General features: G+C 71.0%; 17 protein-coding genes. 9 read left to right on the plus strand and 8 right to left on the minus strand.

Translation table 11 applies throughout. From position 1 onward, the window contains the following. Positions 1–198 precede the first annotated feature (198 nt). Both ACXR2U_RS18640 and ACXR2U_RS18645 read left to right on the plus strand, forming a co-directional pair. A complete protein-coding gene (locus ACXR2U_RS18640; protein ID WP_458826577.1) occupies positions 199–3,417 on the plus strand; it encodes a BTAD domain-containing putative transcriptional regulator in 3,219 nt (1,072 codons plus the stop codon). 106 nt (positions 3,418–3,523) lie between these two features. Next, positions 3,524–4,042, plus strand: a complete 519-nt coding sequence (locus ACXR2U_RS18645; protein ID WP_458826578.1) for a GNAT family N-acetyltransferase — start codon at positions 3,524–3,526, stop codon at positions 4,040–4,042. 32 nt (positions 4,043–4,074) lie between these two features. Here the strand turns inward: ACXR2U_RS18645 and ACXR2U_RS18650 are convergent, their stop codons facing one another. Next, positions 4,075–4,974 carry a LysR family transcriptional regulator gene (locus ACXR2U_RS18650; protein WP_458826579.1) on the minus strand — a complete coding sequence of 300 codons (900 nt, stop codon included), beginning with the start codon at positions 4,972–4,974 and terminating at the stop codon, positions 4,075–4,077. Between the two features lie 57 nt (positions 4,975–5,031). Between ACXR2U_RS18650 and ACXR2U_RS18655 the strand changes: the two genes are divergently transcribed. After that, complete coding sequence (locus ACXR2U_RS18655) at positions 5,032–5,757, plus strand: YoaK family protein (RefSeq protein ID WP_458826580.1); 726 nt, start codon at positions 5,032–5,034, stop codon at positions 5,755–5,757. A 38-nt stretch (positions 5,758–5,795) separates the two neighbouring features. Here ACXR2U_RS18655 and ACXR2U_RS18660 read toward each other — a convergent pair whose 3' ends face one another. Further along, positions 5,796–6,977 carry a zinc-dependent alcohol dehydrogenase gene (locus ACXR2U_RS18660; protein WP_458826581.1) on the minus strand — a complete coding sequence of 394 codons (1,182 nt, stop codon included), beginning with the start codon at positions 6,975–6,977 and terminating at the stop codon, positions 5,796–5,798. Positions 6,978–7,224: 247 nt separating this feature from the next. Between ACXR2U_RS18660 and ACXR2U_RS18665 the strand changes: the two genes are divergently transcribed. Together ACXR2U_RS18665 and ACXR2U_RS18670 are read left to right on the plus strand one after the other, a co-directional pair. Then, positions 7,225–7,764 carry a hypothetical protein gene (locus ACXR2U_RS18665; RefSeq protein ID WP_458826582.1) on the plus strand — a complete coding sequence of 180 codons (540 nt, stop codon included), beginning with the start codon at positions 7,225–7,227 and terminating at the stop codon, positions 7,762–7,764. A gap of 102 nt (positions 7,765–7,866) precedes the next feature. Then, complete coding sequence (locus ACXR2U_RS18670) at positions 7,867–8,154, plus strand: PASTA domain-containing protein (RefSeq protein WP_458826583.1); 288 nt, start codon at positions 7,867–7,869, stop codon at positions 8,152–8,154. 655 nt (positions 8,155–8,809) lie between these two features. On the opposite strand, the gene ACXR2U_RS18675 is transcribed toward ACXR2U_RS18670, so the two are convergent. After that, positions 8,810–9,841 carry a helix-turn-helix transcriptional regulator gene (locus ACXR2U_RS18675; RefSeq protein ID WP_458826584.1) on the minus strand — a complete coding sequence of 344 codons (1,032 nt, stop codon included), beginning with the start codon at positions 9,839–9,841 and terminating at the stop codon, positions 8,810–8,812. A 63-nt stretch (positions 9,842–9,904) separates the two neighbouring features. On the opposite strand from ACXR2U_RS18675, the gene ACXR2U_RS18680 reads away from it, so the two are divergent. From ACXR2U_RS18680 to ACXR2U_RS18690, 3 genes are all read left to right on the plus strand, one after another. Continuing rightward, positions 9,905–10,345: a VOC family protein gene (locus ACXR2U_RS18680; protein ID WP_458826585.1), complete on the plus strand. Its 441-nt coding sequence runs from the start codon at positions 9,905–9,907 to the stop codon at positions 10,343–10,345. 952 nt (positions 10,346–11,297) lie between these two features. Next, positions 11,298–12,542 carry an MFS transporter gene (locus ACXR2U_RS18685; protein ID WP_458826586.1) on the plus strand — a complete coding sequence of 415 codons (1,245 nt, stop codon included), beginning with the start codon at positions 11,298–11,300 and terminating at the stop codon, positions 12,540–12,542. A 289-nt stretch (positions 12,543–12,831) separates the two neighbouring features. Beyond that, a complete protein-coding gene (locus ACXR2U_RS18690) occupies positions 12,832–13,530 on the plus strand; it encodes a VOC family protein (protein ID WP_458826587.1) in 699 nt (232 codons plus the stop codon). 121 nt (positions 13,531–13,651) lie between these two features. On the opposite strand, the gene ACXR2U_RS18695 is transcribed toward ACXR2U_RS18690, so the two are convergent. After that, complete coding sequence (locus ACXR2U_RS18695; RefSeq protein WP_458826588.1) at positions 13,652–14,383, minus strand: Pr6Pr family membrane protein; 732 nt, start codon at positions 14,381–14,383, stop codon at positions 13,652–13,654. 624 nt (positions 14,384–15,007) lie between these two features. Here ACXR2U_RS18695 and ACXR2U_RS18700 point away from each other — a divergent pair. Further along, positions 15,008–15,217 carry a TOBE domain-containing protein gene (locus ACXR2U_RS18700; RefSeq protein ID WP_458826589.1) on the plus strand — a complete coding sequence of 70 codons (210 nt, stop codon included), beginning with the start codon at positions 15,008–15,010 and terminating at the stop codon, positions 15,215–15,217. A gap of 119 nt (positions 15,218–15,336) precedes the next feature. On the opposite strand, the gene ACXR2U_RS18705 is transcribed toward ACXR2U_RS18700, so the two are convergent. The 4 genes from ACXR2U_RS18705 to ACXR2U_RS18720 form a co-directional block, all read right to left on the minus strand. After that, positions 15,337–16,251 (minus strand): ATP-binding cassette domain-containing protein, encoded by a 915-nt coding sequence (locus ACXR2U_RS18705; RefSeq protein WP_458826590.1) that lies wholly within the window; start codon positions 16,249–16,251, stop codon positions 15,337–15,339. Next, on the minus strand, positions 16,248–16,964 hold the full coding sequence (locus tag ACXR2U_RS18710; RefSeq protein WP_458826591.1) for an ABC transporter permease: 717 nt from the start codon (positions 16,962–16,964) through the stop codon (positions 16,248–16,250). The genes ACXR2U_RS18705 and ACXR2U_RS18710 overlap by 4 nt, the downstream gene beginning before the upstream one ends. Positions 16,965–16,971: 7 nt before the next feature. Then, entirely contained in the window at positions 16,972–17,340 is a 369-nt protein-coding gene (locus ACXR2U_RS18715; RefSeq protein ID WP_458826592.1) for a DUF2149 domain-containing protein, read from the minus strand. After that, positions 17,337–17,838: MotA/TolQ/ExbB proton channel family protein (locus ACXR2U_RS18720; RefSeq protein WP_458826593.1), on the minus strand; the 502-nt coding region annotated here is incomplete at its 5' end. The genes ACXR2U_RS18715 and ACXR2U_RS18720, both read right to left, overlap by 4 nt.

Genomic DNA, 17,838 nt, shown 5'->3' on the forward strand with positions numbered 1-17,838 from the left:
TGAGTGGTGCGGCTGCGGACGCACGTCGCCCGGGCCGTCGCTGACCCTCGTTCAGGCGTCTTGCACGTCACTTGCACGCCACTTACACGCGCGTTCAAGTCCGGGACGAACCCGGACAGACCGCTCGGTTCACGCGCTGGCAGTCGGGTGCTGCACCGCTGGGCGCGGCTGGCGCAGACCGCGGAGGACCCCTGCCCGGTGCCGAGTCCGGGTACCGTGCGCGGACTGCACACCGCTGCGGAGGTCGTCGTGAAGTTCGCCGTGCTGGGGCCGACCGAGGTCTGGGACGGCGAACGACTCGTCGAGACCGGCCCGTTGCGCCGCCGGTTGCTGCTGGCGGCGCTGCTGGTCGACGTCGGGCGCGTGGTCCCGGTGGAGACGCTGCTGGACCGCGTGTGGGACGGCCATCCGTCCGATGCGGCACGGGCGACGCTGCAGACCTACGTCTCACGGCTGCGGGTCACGCTCGGCACCGCCTCCGCGTCCTCGCCCGCTCTGGTCTCCACGAGTCCGCGGGGTTACGCGCTCGACGTCGGCGACGACGACGTGGACGCGCGACGGTTCGAGGTGTTGCTGGAACGCGCAGGTCACCGACGCGACGACGGTGACCCGGCCTCCGCCCGTGCGCTGGTCGGCGAAGCCCTCACCCTGTGGCGGGGCGAGGCGTACGCCGACTTCACCGCGGGCTTCACGACGCTCGAGGCCACCCGGTTGCACGAGCTCCGCCTCATCGCCCACGAACTGGCCACGGAGCTCGATCTCGAGCTCGGTCGCCACCTCCAGGTCGTGCAGACCCTGCCACCGCTGATCGTCGCCGAGCCGCTCCGCGAACCGTTGCGCGCCGCGTTGATGCTCGCGCTCTACCGCTCCGGGCGACCGGCCGACGCGTTGCGGGTCTTCGACGAGGGCCGGTCGCTGCTGGCCGAGCACCTCGGGCTCGACCCCGACGTGCAGCTGCAACAGCTCCAGGCGCGCATCCTGCGGCAGGACCCCGCCCTGGACCTCGCCGTGCCCGCCTCGGTCGCACCCGTCGCCGCCGACACCGTGCGGGAACCGACCGCGCTCGACGCCGAACGTCTGGTGGGCCGAAGCGCCGAGGTGGGTGGCCTCTCGGCCACCCTCTCCCGCGTCGCTACGGGGGCGACCGAGTTCGTGGCGCTCGTCGGTGAGGCGGGCATGGGCAAGAGCCGCTTGGCCGAGGAGCTGAGCCGGATCGCCCGCGCACGCGGGCACGTCGTCGCCTGGGGCCGGTGCTGGCAGCACGAGGGCGCGCCGGCCCTCTGGCCGTGGCGGCAGGTGCTGCGCGAGCTCGCCACCCGCATGCCCGACGACGTCCTCGCCGACGCGATGACCGGGCGAGCCGCAGCCGTCGCCACGGTGGTCCCCGAGTTGTCCCCGTCGGGACCGGACCTCGGGGCGCCGACGATCGGTTCGGTGGACGCCGCCGAGGTCAGCACCTTCGACGCCGTCGTGGTGTTCCTGCAGGCCGCCGCTCGGGACCGCCCGGTGGTGATCGTCGTCGACGACCTGCAGTGGGCGGACCCGGCGTCGCGACGGTTGACCGAGTACGTGGCGACGCACCTGCGTGGCACCCCGGTCGCGGTGCTGGTGACCGTCCGTTCGCCGGGACACGAGAAGGCGCACCCCGATCTCGACGTCCTGGCCTCGCTCGCACGTCTGACGAGGGTCCGGCGCATCGACCTCCCGCCGTTGACCCCGGCTGACGTCCGCACGCTGCTCGCCGAGCGCGTCGGGGAACAGGTGGACGAGCCGACGGCGACTGCTCTGCACACCCGGACGGGCGGGAACCCCTTCTTCATCGGGGAGATCGTCCGCCTGGTACTCAGCAGCGGCGCCGACACCGCGCTCACCGAGGGCATCCCCGACACCATCCGTGGGGTCATCCGACGCCGGGTGCAACGGTTGTCCGAGGACGACAAGATCCTGCTCCGGGCTGCTGCCGTCGTCGGCCGCACCTTCGACCTCGACCTGCTGGCGGCACTGACCGGCGCCTCCGAGGACGATGTCGACGAAGCGGTCGACCGCGCGACCAGTCTCGGGTTGCTGCGGTCCGAGCCCGGTTCGGCGGACCAGCACCGGTTCACCCACGCCCTGTTGCAGGAGACCCTGCTCGACGAGACCGGGCCGGCGCGCCGGGCCCGACTGCACCGGCGCGTGGCGGACTGCCTGGTCGACCGACGCGCCGAGGTCGGTCACGCTCGCACGCCCGCCCAGGCCGTCGCCCACCACTTCGAACAGGCTGGCGGCGAGGACGATCTCGCTCGCGCCGTCGAGTTCTACCTGCTCGCCAACGACGAGGCCTTCGCCCGACGAGCCTGGAGCGAGTGCCGCGCACTCCTGGAGCAGGCGGTCGAGGTCGCCGACCGGTTGGCCGGGACCCGCGCTGGTGCGCTCCGGGCTGCCGCGACGTCGCGACTGCGTTCCTTCCACACGATGTTCGAGGGGGCGCACTCGTCGTTCGGCCGGTGGGCCGACGGAGCGGTCGACGTCGACCACCGCACCTCTGCGCGCGATGTCGTCACCCAGTTGCACGCCTGGTGGGCCGACCTGCACGGGCGCAACCGACTGCTGGAGGCGGATGCCGTCAGTCGGAAGATGGCCGAGTTGGCCGAGTCCGGCGGCGACCCTCTCCTGGGCATCGCCGCGCACCTCACGCACGGCAACATGCTCATCCAGCAGGGCCGGTACCCCGACGCCCGCGACTCGTTCGCCGCCGCGGGCCCGCTGCTGCACGGTGTCGACATCCCGGCGCTGGTGTTCCTCCCCGATCCCCGTGTGGCCAGCCCGCTGTTCACCGCGGTCTGTGACACGGTGCTGGGCGACGACAACGAGTCGGCCCCGGGCTTCGCCGCCGCGCGCCGCGCCGCGGCGGAGACCGGTGACCCGGTCGGGTCGAGCTACGTGGACGGGATGTGGTTGTTCACGCGGGTGTGGCGGGGCGACGCGGTCGCGGCGCGCGACGCGGCGAGCGTCGTCGACCACAGCATCACGGCAAACGGCATGGAGATGATGCGGCCCTACATGGTCATGCCGGCGGCGTGGGCGGAGGCGACCGTCGATCCCCGCCGTGGCGCCGCGCTCGCCGACGCCGCGATGTCGGAGGTCGCCGAGCACGAGGCGCTCCTGTACCGGCCGCACTTCCTCGGCATGTACGCCGAGGTGCTCACATGGGTCGGACGGTACGACGACGCGCTCGAACGCCTCGATGCCGCCCTCACCGAGGCCGCGACGTCCGGCGCGCACGGCTACGACGCCGCGCTCCACCGGGTGCGCGCCGACGTCCTGCGCGCCACGGGACACCCGAGGCACGTGGTCGAGGCGGAGGTGGCTCGCGGTGTCGCGATGGCGCAGGACCAACGGGCCGGCCTGTTCCTGCGCCGCCTGCTGTACCCGTGAGGGCGGTGCCTCCGGGCCGCCCGGACCACGGACGGAACGGAAGGCAAGCAGGACACAAGCGACTCGGGTCAGGCTGAGGTTCCTGTTCACGGAGGAGAGACCCGTCATGACACCCGAGACCTGGCTACCCGCCGAGTGGGACCACCCGCGCCGCGTCGCACTGCCGACCGGGCACCACCTGCGGCCCATCCACCCCGACGACACCCCGCTCGACCTGCCCGCCGTCATGGGTTCGCGACAACGGCTGTGGTCCGTCTACGGCGAGGCGTGGGGCTGGCCGCCGGCCACGATGACCGCCGAGCAGGACCGCGAGGACCTCCAGCACCACCATGACGAGGCCCTGGCCCACGAGTCGTTCAACTACGCCGTCTTCGACGCCGACGAGACCGAACTCGTCGGGTGCGTGTACATCGACCCGACCGACAAACCCGGAGCCGACGCCGACATCTCCTGGTGGGTACGCGACGAGGCGGTCGGCTCGCCCGTCGAGCGGGCGCTCGACGAGTTCGTGCCGACCTGGATCGCCACCGCGTGGCCGCTGCAGGCACCCCGCTACGTGGGCCGCGACCTGACCTGGGCGCAGTGGATGGCGATTCCCCGCACCGCGTCCGACAGCAGCGGCTGAGGGGAGACGACCGTCGCCACGGGCGATCCGTCTCAGCCGGGGTGACGGGTGAGGACGGAGTCGACCAACGCGTGGGCAGCCGCGCCGAGGCCGTCGACGGGCGTGAGCAGGGAGACCGTGAACACCGGCGACGGCGTGACGTGACGCAGGCGCCGGCGTCTCGCGGCCGGCACGGTCGACGGCGGGACGAACGCGTGACCGAACCCGGCGTCCACCAGGTGCAGCACGGTGGGGGTGTCCGCCACCTCGACCGCGATCTCCCGGTGCAGCCCGGCCGCGGCGAAGACCAGGTCGGTCGCGGCACGGGTGCCCCAGCCCGGTGGGAAGTCGATGAAGGGCAGACCGGCGAGTTCCTTCAGCCGGACCGTCGTCGGGACCGTGAAGCGGTGCCCACGAGGGCTCGCCAGCAGCATCGGTTCGGCGGCGAGCGGGTGGGCGGTCAACCCGGGCGGCAGCGGGCGGAGGGGCGCGGCGAACGCGACGTCGAGCCGGCCCTGTCCGACCTTCTCGACCAGTTCGGCGGATCCCCCGGCGGCGGCGTGGAGCTCGAGGTGCACGCCCGGGCGCGCCGACCGGAACGCCGTGAAGATCGCGGCGAGGTCCACCAGCGCCAGGGACCGCATGATCCCGATGCGGACGGTGCCGCGCAGCCCGCCGCTGACCGCGGCGACCGCGTCACGCGCACCGCCGACACCAGTGAGAACCCGGCGGGCCTCCGGGACGAGTGCCGTTCCTGCGTCGGTCAGGTCCACCCGGTGGGTGTCGCGATCGAACAGCCGGGCTCCGAGGTCGCGCTCCAACGCACGGATCGACACCGACAGGGCCGACTGCACGATGTGCAGCCGCGTGGCGGCGCGCGTGAAGTTGCGTTCCTCGGCGACGGCGAGGAAGTGCTCGAGATGGCGCAGTTCCGTGTCATCACTCCCATGCATGGCCGTGGTCTGTGATGTGTGTTGAACACGATAACGGGTCGCGGCCACGGTGGAGGGGTGGTCGAACAGGTCGAAGGAACCCGTGCCTGGTGGGCGGACTACGTCGCGCACCCCCGGCACGGGCCGCTGCCGCTGCTGCTGGTGCTGTTGACGGTGTCGACCGGGCTGGTCGACGCGGTGAGCATCCTCGCCCTCGGACGCGTGTTCGTGGCCAACATGACCGGCAACGTCGTGTTCATCGGGTTCGCCCTGGCCCACGCGCCGGGCTTCTCCCTGCAGGCTTCGCTCGTCGCCCTCGGGGCGTTCCTGTGCGGAGCCGGCACGGGCGGCGCGTTCGTGTCACGCCCGTCCCGTCATCACGGTCGGCTGCTGCGTGACGCCGTCGCCGTCGAGTTCCTGTTGCTGGGAGCAGCCACCGTCGTCCTGGGTGTGGCTCACGCACCGTTCGGGCCGCTCGCGCAGGATCTCGCGGTCGGGCTCGCCGCGGCGGCGCTGGGTCTGCAGAACGCCGCCGTGCGGTCCCTCGCCGTCCCTGACCTGACGACGACCGTGCTGACCATGACGCTCACCGGCATCGCCGCTGACATCCGCCACGGTCAGTACCGGGTCGTCGCCCGCCGCCTCGTGGCGGTGACGGCGATGCTCGCCGGTGCCGCCGGGGGAGGCGTCCTGGTCCGGGTCGCCTCCGCCGCGTGGGCGCTCGGTCTCGCGGCCGGACTCGTCGGTGTCGTCGCCGCGGCGGCGGCACATGTCGCGACCGGCCACGCCGACTGGCACCACTGACCTCCGGCCGGGGGAGTCCCCGGCCGGACCTCACGGTCTCACGGGTTCAGGACGATCTTGATCGCCCCGTCCTCCTTCTTCTGGAAGATGTCGTAGGCGTGCGGCGCCTCGTCGAGCGAGAGGTGGTGGGTGGCGAAACTGTCCACGCCGAGCGGGTCGTCGTCACCGAGCAGCGGCAGGATGTCCGGCGCCCACTTCTTGACGTTGGCCTGACCCATCCGGAACTGGATCTGCTTGTCGAACATGATGTTCAGCGGAAGTGGGTCGGCACCTCCGGCGTAGACGCCGATCAACGAGACCGTGCCACCGCGCCGCACGATGTCGATCGCGGAGTTGACGGCGGCCAACTGGTCGACCCCGGCGGCCTTGGCCATCGGTGCGCCGAGCGCGTCCGGCAGCAGCGAGGTCGCCTGCAACATCGCGTGCGCCACGGGTGAACCGTGCGCCTCCATCCCGACCGCGTCGATCACGCTGTCGGTCCCGCGACCGTCGGTGGCGTCGCGGATGACGTCGCCGAGGTCGTCGCCGTGTTCCGACAGGTCGTACACCTCGACCCCACGGCTCCGGGCGCGCTCGAGTCGCTCGGGAACGAGGTCCACGGCGATGACCCGCTTGCCCTGGTACTGGGCGATGCGCGTCGCCATGTCACCGATGGGGCCGAGTCCGAGCACGGTGACCGAGCCGCCGTCCGGAACGGCCGCGTACTGCACCGATTGCCACGCCGTGGGCAGCACGTCGGACAGGTAGACGAACCGGTCGTCGGCCGGGCCCTCGGGCACCTTGATGTGGGTGAACTGCGCCTGCGGGACGCGGAGGTACTCCGCCTGCCCGCCGGGGACCTCGCCGTAGAGCTCGGAGAACCCGAACAGTGCGGCACCCATGCCCTGGTCCCTCACCTGCGTGGTCTCGCACTGGGTGTACAGCGTCTGCTGGCACATGAAGCAGTGCCCGCAGGAGATCTGGAACGGGATGACGACGCGGTCACCGACACGGAGATCGCCGGTCTCGGGGCCGACCTCCTCGACGATGCCCATCGGTTCGTGGCCGAGGATGTCCCCGGCGTTCATGAACGCACCGAGCGTTTCGTACAGGTGCAGATCCGATCCGCAGATGTTGGTGCTCGTCACCTTGATGATCGCGTCGGTCGGCTGCTCGACACGAGGGTCGGGTACCTCGTCCACCGAGACCTTGCGTTTGCCCTGCCACGTGACTGCCTTCATGACGACTCCCTGGTAGGACCAGGCACTGGTTTCGGCCTCAACCTCGGCCTACCCACAACCGGCGTCGCGTGTCGGAGACCGCGCACCTGCGTCGAGCCCGGCCATTCCGGACCCCGGTGCGGTTTGGGCGGGTGTGCCGGGAACGCGCCAGCAGTTCGCGGCGGCGCGGAACCGGCGGCGACGTCCTCGCGAAGACAGGTCGCCAGCTCCCCGGACCGCCCCCCTCTGCGCTGCTGACGGAGTCGTCATGGACACCTCGCTCTTCCGACCCGATCACGACCTCGACGGTCGTCGTCAGCGGTCCCTGGCTCTGTACGGCGTCGATGCGAGCTTCCGAGCATCGGACGGCATCGACACCGCCTTCCAGGAGATCGTCGACTGCGCCACCCTCCACGTCGGAGCGCACGGCGCCACCCTGCTGCTGTGGCCCAGCCAGGGACCGCTCGTGCTCGCGCAGACCGACGACGAGACCACCTCGCTCGTCACGCAGCTGGGCAACGCGTGCCTCGACACCGATGACACCGCCACCGTCGCGGCCGCGCTCCTGCCGACCGGCGACGTCGTCACCACCGCCGTCCTGGTCGGCCACGAACGCATCGGCATCGGCGTCCTCGCCGTCCGGCACATCGACGGAGCTCCTCCCGACCCGCTGGTGCACCCCCTGCTACGACAGCTGACCCGCGCCGCGCTGCACCTGCTCGACGAACAACGTCGGATCCTGCAGCGCAGAACGCCGCCCACCCGCAGGTTGAGGGTCGTGGACGGCGACGGGGGTCGGGACGGATGACCCACACCGTGCAGCCGACCCGAGCCTTGCGATCGGCTGGAACCGCCGTGCGACGATCGCGTGGTGAGCGGCGAGCACGTGCTCCCAGGTGACCTCGTCGTCGTGCCCGACGTGCTCGGGATGGTCGTCGACGACGCTCGCCTCTTCGCGCACGGACACGGAGTCACGCTGGCGCAGCGCGATCCAGACGGTCCACCGCTGGTCGCCCTGACCTGGCAGCGGCCCGTGGTGGTGACCGGTCAAGACCCGCCGGCCGGAACCCCCGTGTCCGCCTGGCACACGGTGGTGGTCACGTGGGCCGCGCGTGCCGGTCCCGCCGGCGTTCGCGAGCCCCGCCGTCCCCTCCCGAGGACGCAGCCTGACGCGGCTCGAGACCTACCGGGAACCTGATCGTCGCGCGTCCTGTCCTGCGATCCAACCGAGCACTCGTGTCCCCGCTCATGCCGTGGCCTAGGGCGACGTCGAGGCCCCCGACACCGCATGGCTCCGTCCGTAGTGGGCCGGACCGCCCGGATTGTCGAGAGGGCGCGGTCGAGCCTGTACGTAGACGACGATCGCCAACACCGCAACGACGACGGCGACAGCTGCCAGCACCAGTCGCGGCCCATGCGCCGATTCTCGCCCACCGTCATGCTCACCGCACATGGTCGAACGGTCCACGAGTTCGCGGCGCACCATCGGGTCGACCGTCGGGCGACACGGGACGCTCTCAACCCTGCGGTGGCACCGTTCGGCTGTGGGCAGCGGACGTTCGTTGGTGGCGGTTGCCTCGGCCGGGCCCGGGGTCGTCGTCATGACGAGTTGCTCGGTGCTGCCGACCCCATGGCGATCTGTACGCAGGCCATCCAACAACGCGTCCTCGACCTGCTCGGCGCTGTACCGGTTCCCTCGAGTACTCACGTGGTCATGACCAGCGCGGTGGAGTGCGGCGACAGTCTCCCGGCGGTCCACGCCGCCGAGCAGTTGCCGTCGCCGGCCTGCGCGATCGGTAGACGCCGCTCGGCTCCGCGACGACACGACGCAGGGAATCGGCGACGCGGTCGTGTCAGCCCAAGCCACGTTCGTCGTCAGTCGCGTCGGACGTCGAGGCCGCGCCCAGGAGCCGGTGGGCGAGACCTCCGAGCACGTCGCGGAGTTCCGGGGGACGTTCGACGTGGAACGGCCGGTCGACGGCTGCCAGACGCTGCGCGACCCAGTCGAGGCGTTCGGCGCGGACCACGACGCGCACCCACGTGTCGTCGACGTCGGATGTGGCGACGGGATCAACGGAAGCCAGCAGCTCCGGGAAGAACTGTCGGACGTCCGCGGGGTCGGCCTGCACCAGGAACGACACGTCGTGGCGGGTGGGGTCCGGCGGCAGCGGCCCCGTGACCCGCCGGACCGTGCTCTGCGGTGTCGTCGGCGGATCGAACGTTCCACCGGTCCGGGCCAGGTTCGCCATGCGATCCAGCCGGAACGTACGCGCCGCAGCTCTCGCGACGTCGTGGGCGGCGAGGTACAGCCGCCCCTCGTGGGCGACGACGCCGTGGGGATGCACCTCCCGCCGCTCTTGTTGCCCGCGACCGGTGGTGTAGTCGAACGTGACGACCTGGAGGTCCCGCGCCGCTTCGGCGAGCTCCAGCACCAGTGCCGCGGCATCCTGCTCCACGTCGGCGGCCCTGGCCTTCGACCCGTGCACAGCGCTGGTGAACTCCGTCGTTTCCAGGACGGCGTCGATCCGCCCTGCGAGTGCATTCGGAAGGACACGGCGCAGCTTGCCGAGTGCGGCGTCCACCGCGGTCGGCGAGGCGGGACTCGAACCGGACGCGCGCGCCGCGAGGAGGGCCCAGACGACCGCGAGGGCCTCCTCGTCGGTGAGCATGAGCGGAGGCATCCGGAAGTGCCGCGCGAGCCGGTAACCCCCGTAGCGACCGCGTACCGAGTCCACGGGGATGTCGAGCTCACGGAGGTTCTCGACGTAACGACGCACCGTCCTCTTGTCGACCTCGAGCCGGGTGGCGAGCTCCGCGACCGTCCGGGTACCGCCCGACTGCAGGATCTCCAGCAGTGCCATCACCCGCGCTGTCGACTGCACCACAGCAGCGATTCTGCCCGCGATACCGGACTCGCCGTGTCCCCTATCGTCCCTACCGTCCGACTCATGACGACCAACACTGTTCAGCTCGCCTCCGTCCGACTGATCACCAACGACCTGCCTCGACTCGTGCACTTCTACGAGACGATCACCGGTGTCACGGCGAGGTACATCACCGACGACTTCGTCGAGGTGGTGACCCCGTCGGCGACGTTCGCGTTGAGCACGCCCGAGCGCGTCGCGTTCATCACCACGAACACCCCTCGCGCGGCGAGCAACAACACGGCGTTCTTCGAGTTCCTGGTGCAGGACGTCGACGCCTTGTTCGCGAAGCTCAGCGAGAACCTGGGCGAGGACCTGGACATCGTCCAGGCACCGACCACGATGCCGTGGGGCAACCGGTCGGTCATCCTGCGTGACCCGGAAGGTTCGCCGGTCAACCTGTACACGCCGGTGTCGCCCCAGGGCGTCGAGCTGCAACAGAACCGGACGCCGAAGATGCTGTAGCCCGTCAGCGCCTTGCGCCAGAATGTTCGATCCCTGTCCCCACCGATACCCGATCCGTGACGGAGAGCTCCGACGACGCCCGCGCCCCGATGGCGTGAGGAAAGACCCGATGCGAGCTGCACGAACTTCGTCGTCGACCGATTTCAGAGATCGAGTCTTGTTCGAAGCGTCGTGAGATGCGCTTGCAGTGCGCTGACTGGGGAGGGCCGTGACCGTGAATCCGCTCGTCGTCGGGTTGGTGACGTCCTGCGGCGTCAAGCGGGGGCTCAGCCGATCGAACTCGCCGGGATCGGCGGGGTAGACGAGCCCACCCCCTAGCCGAAGCCGTGACAACCGTCAGTCGGTCTCTGAGCACCGGGAACTCCGGCGAGGCGCGGCGGTAGACGATCCGCTACTGCGGTGCCGGCGTCGTCAGCGCCCTCGGTGGCGGACGGAAGGGGCGGTCTGCCGCGATCTGCGACGTCTACGGTCGATGGGCGCGCAGCGAAGCTGGTTCGTCGGAACCGTGCGGCTGGCGCCAGGGACTGGTACCTCGTGCGCAGCCTCACCGACATCGACGCCATCAACGCGCGATCCCGGCCGGCGGACGGCCTGACTGTCCTCTCGCACCGCAGCTGCCACTCAGGACCGTCAGCGGACCGCGTGCCTTCGCCGCCAACACAGCGATGACGAGCGTGGCACCGGCGGTCATCGTCGGTGAGGTGCGGGGCGGGGACCTCGAACTCCACCCTGCTGAGGTGTTCGAACCCAGCTTTACCAGCCAGTCCTCCGACACCTTCCTTCCCACACCAGGGGCTTTGGGCAGCAGGCGGCCGTGCCACGATGCATGCGTCTCCAGGTGAAGTTGTGCGCCGCTCGGACCGCACCGCGCACTGTGCGGGTCGAGCCTCTCGGCTGTGAGCAGTCGAGCCGGGCGATCACGTCGTCGTGTGCGGACTGATTGACTGTCGCGGTGGCCGACGCCCGATCTCCACGGGCCGGGCCGTTGTCTGTGCGATCGTTCCGGGACTTCTGGCTCGCCTCGACGCTGTCGGGTCTCGGCTCCTACGTGACGGTCGTCGCGGTACAGGTTCTCGTTGTCGTCGACCTCGGGGGATCGGCCGCGCAGGTCGGGCTGGTCAGCTCGGCGCGGTGGTTGCCCTACTTGCTGTTCGGCCTTGCTGCGGGCGTCCTGGTCGACCGATGTCGCCGACGGCCACTGTTGGCGGCCAGCGACGCCTGCTCAGCCGTCGTGCTCGTTGCAATCCCGGTCATGTCGTGGATCGGGGCGTTCAACCTGCCCGCGCTGCTGGCGCTGATGGTCGTGTTCGGTGCGTTGACGCTGGTACACGACTCGGCCTCCCAGTCCTTTCTGCCTCGAACAGTGCCACGGCGGCTGATCACCGCAGCGAACGCGCGCCTGGACCAGAGCGATGCGGTGGCCCAGACCGCTGGGCCAGCATTGGGCGGCACGTTCGTCGCAGCGCTCACCGCCCCGGTCGCGGTTCTCGTCGACGCGTTCTCCTACGTCGTGTCAGCACTCTTGGTCGCGCGAACGCCGATCGCGGAGGAGGTCCCTGGCCGCGCCGAACGTCATTTGCGCCGGGAACTGACCGACGGTCTGCGATGGGTCTATCGCCACCCCACCCTCATGCCTTTCGCGGTCTGGACTCACGCCTGGTTCCTGTTCGTCGCCGTGTTCAACACCGTCGTGACGCCCTTCGTGCTGCGTCAGCTGGGACTCAACGCTGTCGGTCTCGGCCTGCTTCTGGCCGCAGCAGGCATTGGCGCCTTGGCCGGCAGCACACTGGCGACGCGGTTGGGTGCCCGTTTCGGGGTCGGCCCGGTCACGATCGGGTGCTGGGCACTGACGGTGGTCGCGTTCGCCGTTGTCGCACTCGCTCCGCTCGGCGTGACGGGCGGAGCCGTCGTCGCGATCGGGCAACTCCTGTTCGGGCTCGCCCTCGGCGCCGAGAACGCGAACACGATGGGCTACCGCCAGACGGTCACCCCCGATCGGTTGCAGGCGCGGATGAACACCACGATGCGTTCGGTGAACCGCGGCGTCGTCGTCATCGGCGCTCCTCTGGGCGGCGTGCTGGCCGACGCCATCGGTTTCCGACCGGCCCTGTGGGTGGCGACCGCCGGCATGGCCGCTGTGACCGCTGGTATCGCTCTGTCGCCGTTTCGCCGGGTCGGCCCGATCGATGCGGATTGACGCGTCTCGAGTACCCACCGATGCTGAGGGAGCGACGGCCTCAGGATCCTGCGCCGGCGTGTGGAAGGGATCCTCTGCTGCGGGTTCGGCCGCGCCGAGCCGCCCGAGCGTGTGCGGAGACGACTGGTCGTCTGCGGCAGCAGTGGAGCCTCGGTTGAGCGGCTGCCCTGGTTCGTCGAGCTGGCCGATGACGTCCTGGAGTCGGTCGGGCGCTGGTCGGTGTCCGGGCGCGTCGGGCTCACCGACGCGGAGTTCCACACGTTTGGTGGGCTGGCATAGCGTTGGGGTCGTGGCCTCCCGCTTGACCCTCGCCACCGAGGCGCGTGACCCCGACCTGCTGGCGACGTTCTGGGCCGAGTTGCTCGGTCGGCCCGCCGCTGCCGGATCTCGGGGACTGGTCGTGCCCGGCTCCGACACACAGGTCGCCCTGCGGTTCGTGGCAACCCGGTCGCCCAGGTCCGGGCCGAACCGGGTGCACCTGCACCTCACCAGCGACCACGCCACCCAGGACGAGAACGTCGCTCGTGCGCTCGCCCTCGGCGCCACCCCTCTCGACGTCGGTCAGCAGCCCGGCGAGCGCCACGTGGTGCTGGCCGACCCGGAGGGCAACGAGTTCTGCGTGATCGAAAGGGGAAACTCCTTCCTCGCCGGCTGCGGACTCCTGGGCGAGCTCGCATGCGACGGCACCCGGGGCGTCGGGTTGTTCTGGTCCGCCGCCCTGGAGTGGCCACTGGTGTGGGACCAGGACGAGGAGACGGCCGTGCAGTCACCGGCGGGCGGCACCAAGGTGGCGTGGGGCGGACCACCCGTTGCCCCCCGCCGTGAACATGACCGCCACCGCTTCGAGATCACTGTGCCGCAACAGCAACTGGGTCCGGAGGTCGAGCGGCTCACCGGTCTGGGCGCCGCCCGCACTGGCCGGACCGACGCTGACCGCGTCGAGCTGACCGACCCCGACGGCAACGAGTTCGAGCTCGTCCTCGCGTGACGACTGCGGTCTGGATCGGCACGCTCTGAACCGAAACCCTGCTCGTTCCCGAGCCGGTGAGGCTCGGCGGATCCCTCGGCGGGTGGCGAACCGCTGACCCATCACGCCCTACCGGGTGTCGTCACGATCTCTGGCCCCGGTCTTCGGCACGGATCGTGGCCCGAGGGTGGAGTTGTGCGGGGAGTCGGCTGCCGAGCTTCAGGGTGACCGCGAGTGCGATGGCGACGATGAGAACGACGGCGGTCCCGGCCAGCGCTCGCGGGTAGCCCTTCGTGGCGGCGTCGAGGAAGGGATAGGGGTAGAACTCGGTCGCGGCGCCGTGGGCGAAGGTGTAGGCGATCCAGAGCGCGGGCCAGACGAACGCCCAGGCGGCGGTGGACCAGGTGAACGCGGGACGCGGCCCGAAGACGAGCCAGGTGACGAGAGTGGCCCACGGACTGATGTAGTGGAACCCGATGGTGGCGGCGAGCGCAGCTCCGGTGAGGTGGACGTGGGGTGCCAGCACGATGGCGAAGACGAGTCCCGTGATCACGATGCTGAGCAGGGCGTCGAGGTGCGCAACTCGCCAGAGCCGGCCGTCTCTGGCGGGATCGACCAGGAGGCCGATGCTGACGGCCAGCACGATGATGTTGCTGTCGATGGTGAAGTAGCTGAACAGGTGGACCAGCCGCGTGCCAACAGACAGGGACGCGTTGCTGTCACCGGAGTTGGCGTCAGCGCCGCCGGTGAACAGCAGCACGAGCTGGATGGTCGACGCGGTCGTGATGACCGCAGCGATCAGCCCGTAGCAGCAGCGCGCGGCGATGACAGCTCGAGCAGATGACGAAGATCGCGCGGATCCAGGCACCGACATGCCCGCCATTGTCTGCCCGTGGCGGTGTCGTGGCGGGTCGGCGCGCGGCCAGGCTCGCGCGGATCGACTGGCTCCTCGTCTCGCACCTGCGGATCCGCTGGTTGTCCTCGCGCCATACGTTCCGCGCGGGCGTCGCGGGTGCGGTGGCCGATCCGCCGCCGCGAGGACGACCGGGTCAGCCACTTCGGGCCGCGGGCGGAGATCTCCTACCGAGACGCAAGGCCGCCGACCATCGGGTCCGAAGCCAGCACCACGGGTAGCCCGTCACCACCCCAGGCGCTACATCAGTCGGGTACGGGAGGATGCGGAGGTCAGCGATCGACCTGACCGGACCGCTGGCTGGTCACCACACCGGCTCACGGGCGACGGGTCGTGACTCGACTGCGAGGAATGGACACGGCGTTCACCTGACGCTCGGTCGACGCCGGTCGCCGAGGACGTGGCGGGTGCGCGGCGTTGCCGCCCACCCCTGAACCACGCGCGAACCGGTCGGCTGACACGCCGCACACGCGGCTGAGGTTCGTCTCGGTTCACGCGGGTTCGGTGCTGTTCGCGCGCGGCGTGGGACGTCGCTACCGTCCCCGCTCGAATGTCACGCCAGCCGTCTCGAACCCAGGAGTCCACATGCGCTTGTCCACCCGCAACCAGCTCAGCGGCACCGTCGCCGCCATCGACCTCGGCTCCGTCATGGCGATCGTCAAGGTCGAACTGCCCGGCGGCCAGCACATCACCGCATCCATCACCAAGGACGCCGTCACCGACCTCGGACTCGAGGTCGGACACCCCGTCACCGCCCTGGTCAAGTCGACGGAGGTCATGATCGGCGTCGAGTAGCGACACCGGCGACGTGCGTCGACCGACGACGCACGTCGCCGCGTTCGATCCGACGGGCGACCCGAACGGACTTCGCCGCCGTCGACTGACAGCGACTGCGGATCAGGCAGAGGGCTGGCTCACGTCCGGCCGAAGCTGACACCGTGGTCGATCCGGAGAGCGACCTCGTCACCGGGTGCGCATCGCTGGCCGGGGTCGAGAGCCCACACGGTGCCGCGTCCGGTGTCCACCGCGACACGGGCGTGGTCCTCGGTGGGGATCACGCGGAGGACCGTCCCGCGCACGCTCCCGGTGATGTCGACCGCCACGCCGGCTGCGCGCGTGAGAATCAGGCCGTCGGGGCTTGCGTACTCGCCGTCGTAACCGAGGAAGCGAGCGACCTCGATGCTCGGTGGCGCGTGCAACAGGTCGCGTGGGGCGGCGTCGGCGCGCACCGTGCCGTCGATGAGGACGACGACCCGGTCGGCGACGGCCCAGGCATCGGCGCGGTCGTGGAGCACGACGACCACCGCGCTGCCCGTCGCGCGCAGTGCGTCGACCGTGTCCTCGCGCAGGGCCACGTGGGTGGCGGGGTCGAGGCCGTCGAACGGTTCGTCGAGCAGGGTCACGTCGGCCGCGACGGCGACGGCCCGGGCCAGGTGGATCCGCCGCTGCTCGCCGCCGGACAACCGTGTGGCGGCCCGCCGGGTGAGGTCGCCCGCCTGCATCGCCTGCAGCGCCAGTTCGGCCCGCGCGCGCCGCTGGCCGCGCGGGACACCCCACCAGGCCAGGGCGAGTTCGACGTTGGCCCGGGCGGATCGCCGTGCGAGCCCCGGCGTCTGCAGCACGGTCGCGACGCGTCCGCTGCGGGTGAGGGTGCCGGCGGCGACCGGCAGCGTCCCGCCGAGGGCCGCGAGCAACGTGCTCTTGCCCGCGCCGTTGGGGCCGAGCACGGCGACGACCTCGCCGGCCTCGACGTGGAGGTCGACGCCGGTGACCACGTCGCGCCGGCCTCGCCGGACCCGCACGCCGGATGCCGACAGGGCCGCGCTCACGCGGGCTCCTTCCACCGCTCGCGGCGGACACCGCCGTGCTGCACCGCGGTGAGCACGGCGCTGACCACGAGGATCAGACCGAGCAGGACGATGCCGATGGCGAGCGCATCGACGAACTGTGCGGCTTCGACCCGCTGGAGCGCAGCGCTGGCGAGCGTCTGGTCCAGGCCGTCGATGTTGCCGCCGGCCAGCACGACCGCGCCGACCTCCGACAACGCAGACCCCACGGCGGCGATGAGCGCGGCGAGGATCCCGACCCGCGCCTCGCGCAGGGCCAGCAGGGCCACGGCGACCCGACCGGCACCGAACGCCCGCGCTTGATCGAGCAACCCGGTCGGCAGGGCGCGGACCGCCGACGCCGACAGCGCGACGATCACCGGCAGGGCGAGCACGGTCTGCACGATGTAGACACCCCGCAGCGTGAACAGGATGTGCAGTGTTCCCAGGGGTCCGCTGGCCGGCAGTGACAGCAGCACGAACAGCAGCCCGATGATGACCGGTGGCAGTCCCAGCCCGGCGTTGGCAACCGCGAGCAGCGCTCCGCGACCGCGGAACCGGCCCACTCCCAGCGCCGTCGCGATCGGCAGTCCGATCGCCGCGGCGATCACGGTCGGGATCGCTGCGACCTTGAGCGTCACCCACACGATGCCGTTGAGCTGACCGGAGACGATGAGGTCCCACGCCTGGGTGAACGCCCGGGTCCAGTAGTCCACAGCGTTGTCAGCCGGTGGGTGTGGGTGTCGCGGTGGGTTCGGGTGCCACCGACGTCGCGATCCCGCTGGGTAGCACGTAGATCAGCTGCCCGTCGTCGAGCCGGTAGACCTGCCCGACCGGCGTGCCCTGGCCCGCTGTGAGTTGCGGCGTCGGTGGCGCGGTCCGCACGACGTCGCCGGGTTGCAGCGTGATGGTGTTCTGCGGGCGCCCGGACTGCGCGTCGCTGGACAGCACTCCGGTGAGCCCTTGCGAGGCGAGCGCGGCGAGCAGGAACCCGACCGCCAGCACGATGCCGACGTCGAACAGGTTGACCAGGCCGTCGAGTGGGTCGCCCGAGGCGTCGTTGTACCGACGGGCGCGGCGCGAGACCTTCACGAGGTCGCCTCGACCTTCGTGGCCGCGGGACCGTCTCCCGGCGTGGTTGCGACGTCGTCGATCAGCACCGACACGACGTACTCGAGGTCGGAGAAGTCCTGCCCGTACATGTTCTCCCGCACCAGCGACAGGCCGAAGGCGACGGCACCGACCAGGAGGCCGAGCACTGTGATGCTGAACGCGACTTGGAGGTTGTCGGTGAGGGCGCGGGTGTTGCCGCGAGCCAGACCGTCGAGCGCGGGCGCCAACGGGATCAGAGTGCCCATGAGACCCAGTGCCGGGCCGACGCGCACCAGCAGGCGGGTCCGGGCCAGGCGTCGTTGCGCGGCGAGGTCGAAGTCCGCGAGGTCCTTGGCCACGGCGTTCTCGTCGGCGCGGTGGGTCACGACCTGCGCGTAGGTCGCGGCCATGCCGGCGCTCCACGCGACCCCGGCCAGGGCGCGGGTCGCAGCGGGCGCGCCGTCGTCACCCGCGGCCGCGGTCCGAGCGGCCTGGGCG

It is taken from the genome of Jatrophihabitans sp. YIM 134969, assembly GCF_054456675.1.

Bases quoted from the DNA above. Each gene is read 5' to 3' on its own strand.
- ACXR2U_RS18645 (WP_458826578.1), top strand. From the start codon at position 3,524: ATGACACCCGAGACCTGGCTACCCGCCGAGTGGGACCACCCGCGCCGC.
- ACXR2U_RS18650 (WP_458826579.1), bottom strand. From the start codon at position 4,974: ATGCATGGGAGTGATGACACGGAACTGCGCCATCTCGAGCACTTCCTC.
- ACXR2U_RS18660 (WP_458826581.1), bottom strand. From the start codon at position 6,977: ATGAAGGCAGTCACGTGGCAGGGCAAACGCAAGGTCTCGGTGGACGAG.
- ACXR2U_RS18665 (WP_458826582.1), top strand. From the start codon at position 7,225: ATGGACACCTCGCTCTTCCGACCCGATCACGACCTCGACGGTCGTCGT.
- ACXR2U_RS18680 (WP_458826585.1), top strand. From the start codon at position 9,905: ATGACGACCAACACTGTTCAGCTCGCCTCCGTCCGACTGATCACCAAC.
- ACXR2U_RS18695 (WP_458826588.1), bottom strand. From the start codon at position 14,383: ATGTCGGTGCCTGGATCCGCGCGATCTTCGTCATCTGCTCGAGCTGTC.
- ACXR2U_RS18700 (WP_458826589.1), top strand. From the start codon at position 15,008: ATGCGCTTGTCCACCCGCAACCAGCTCAGCGGCACCGTCGCCGCCATC.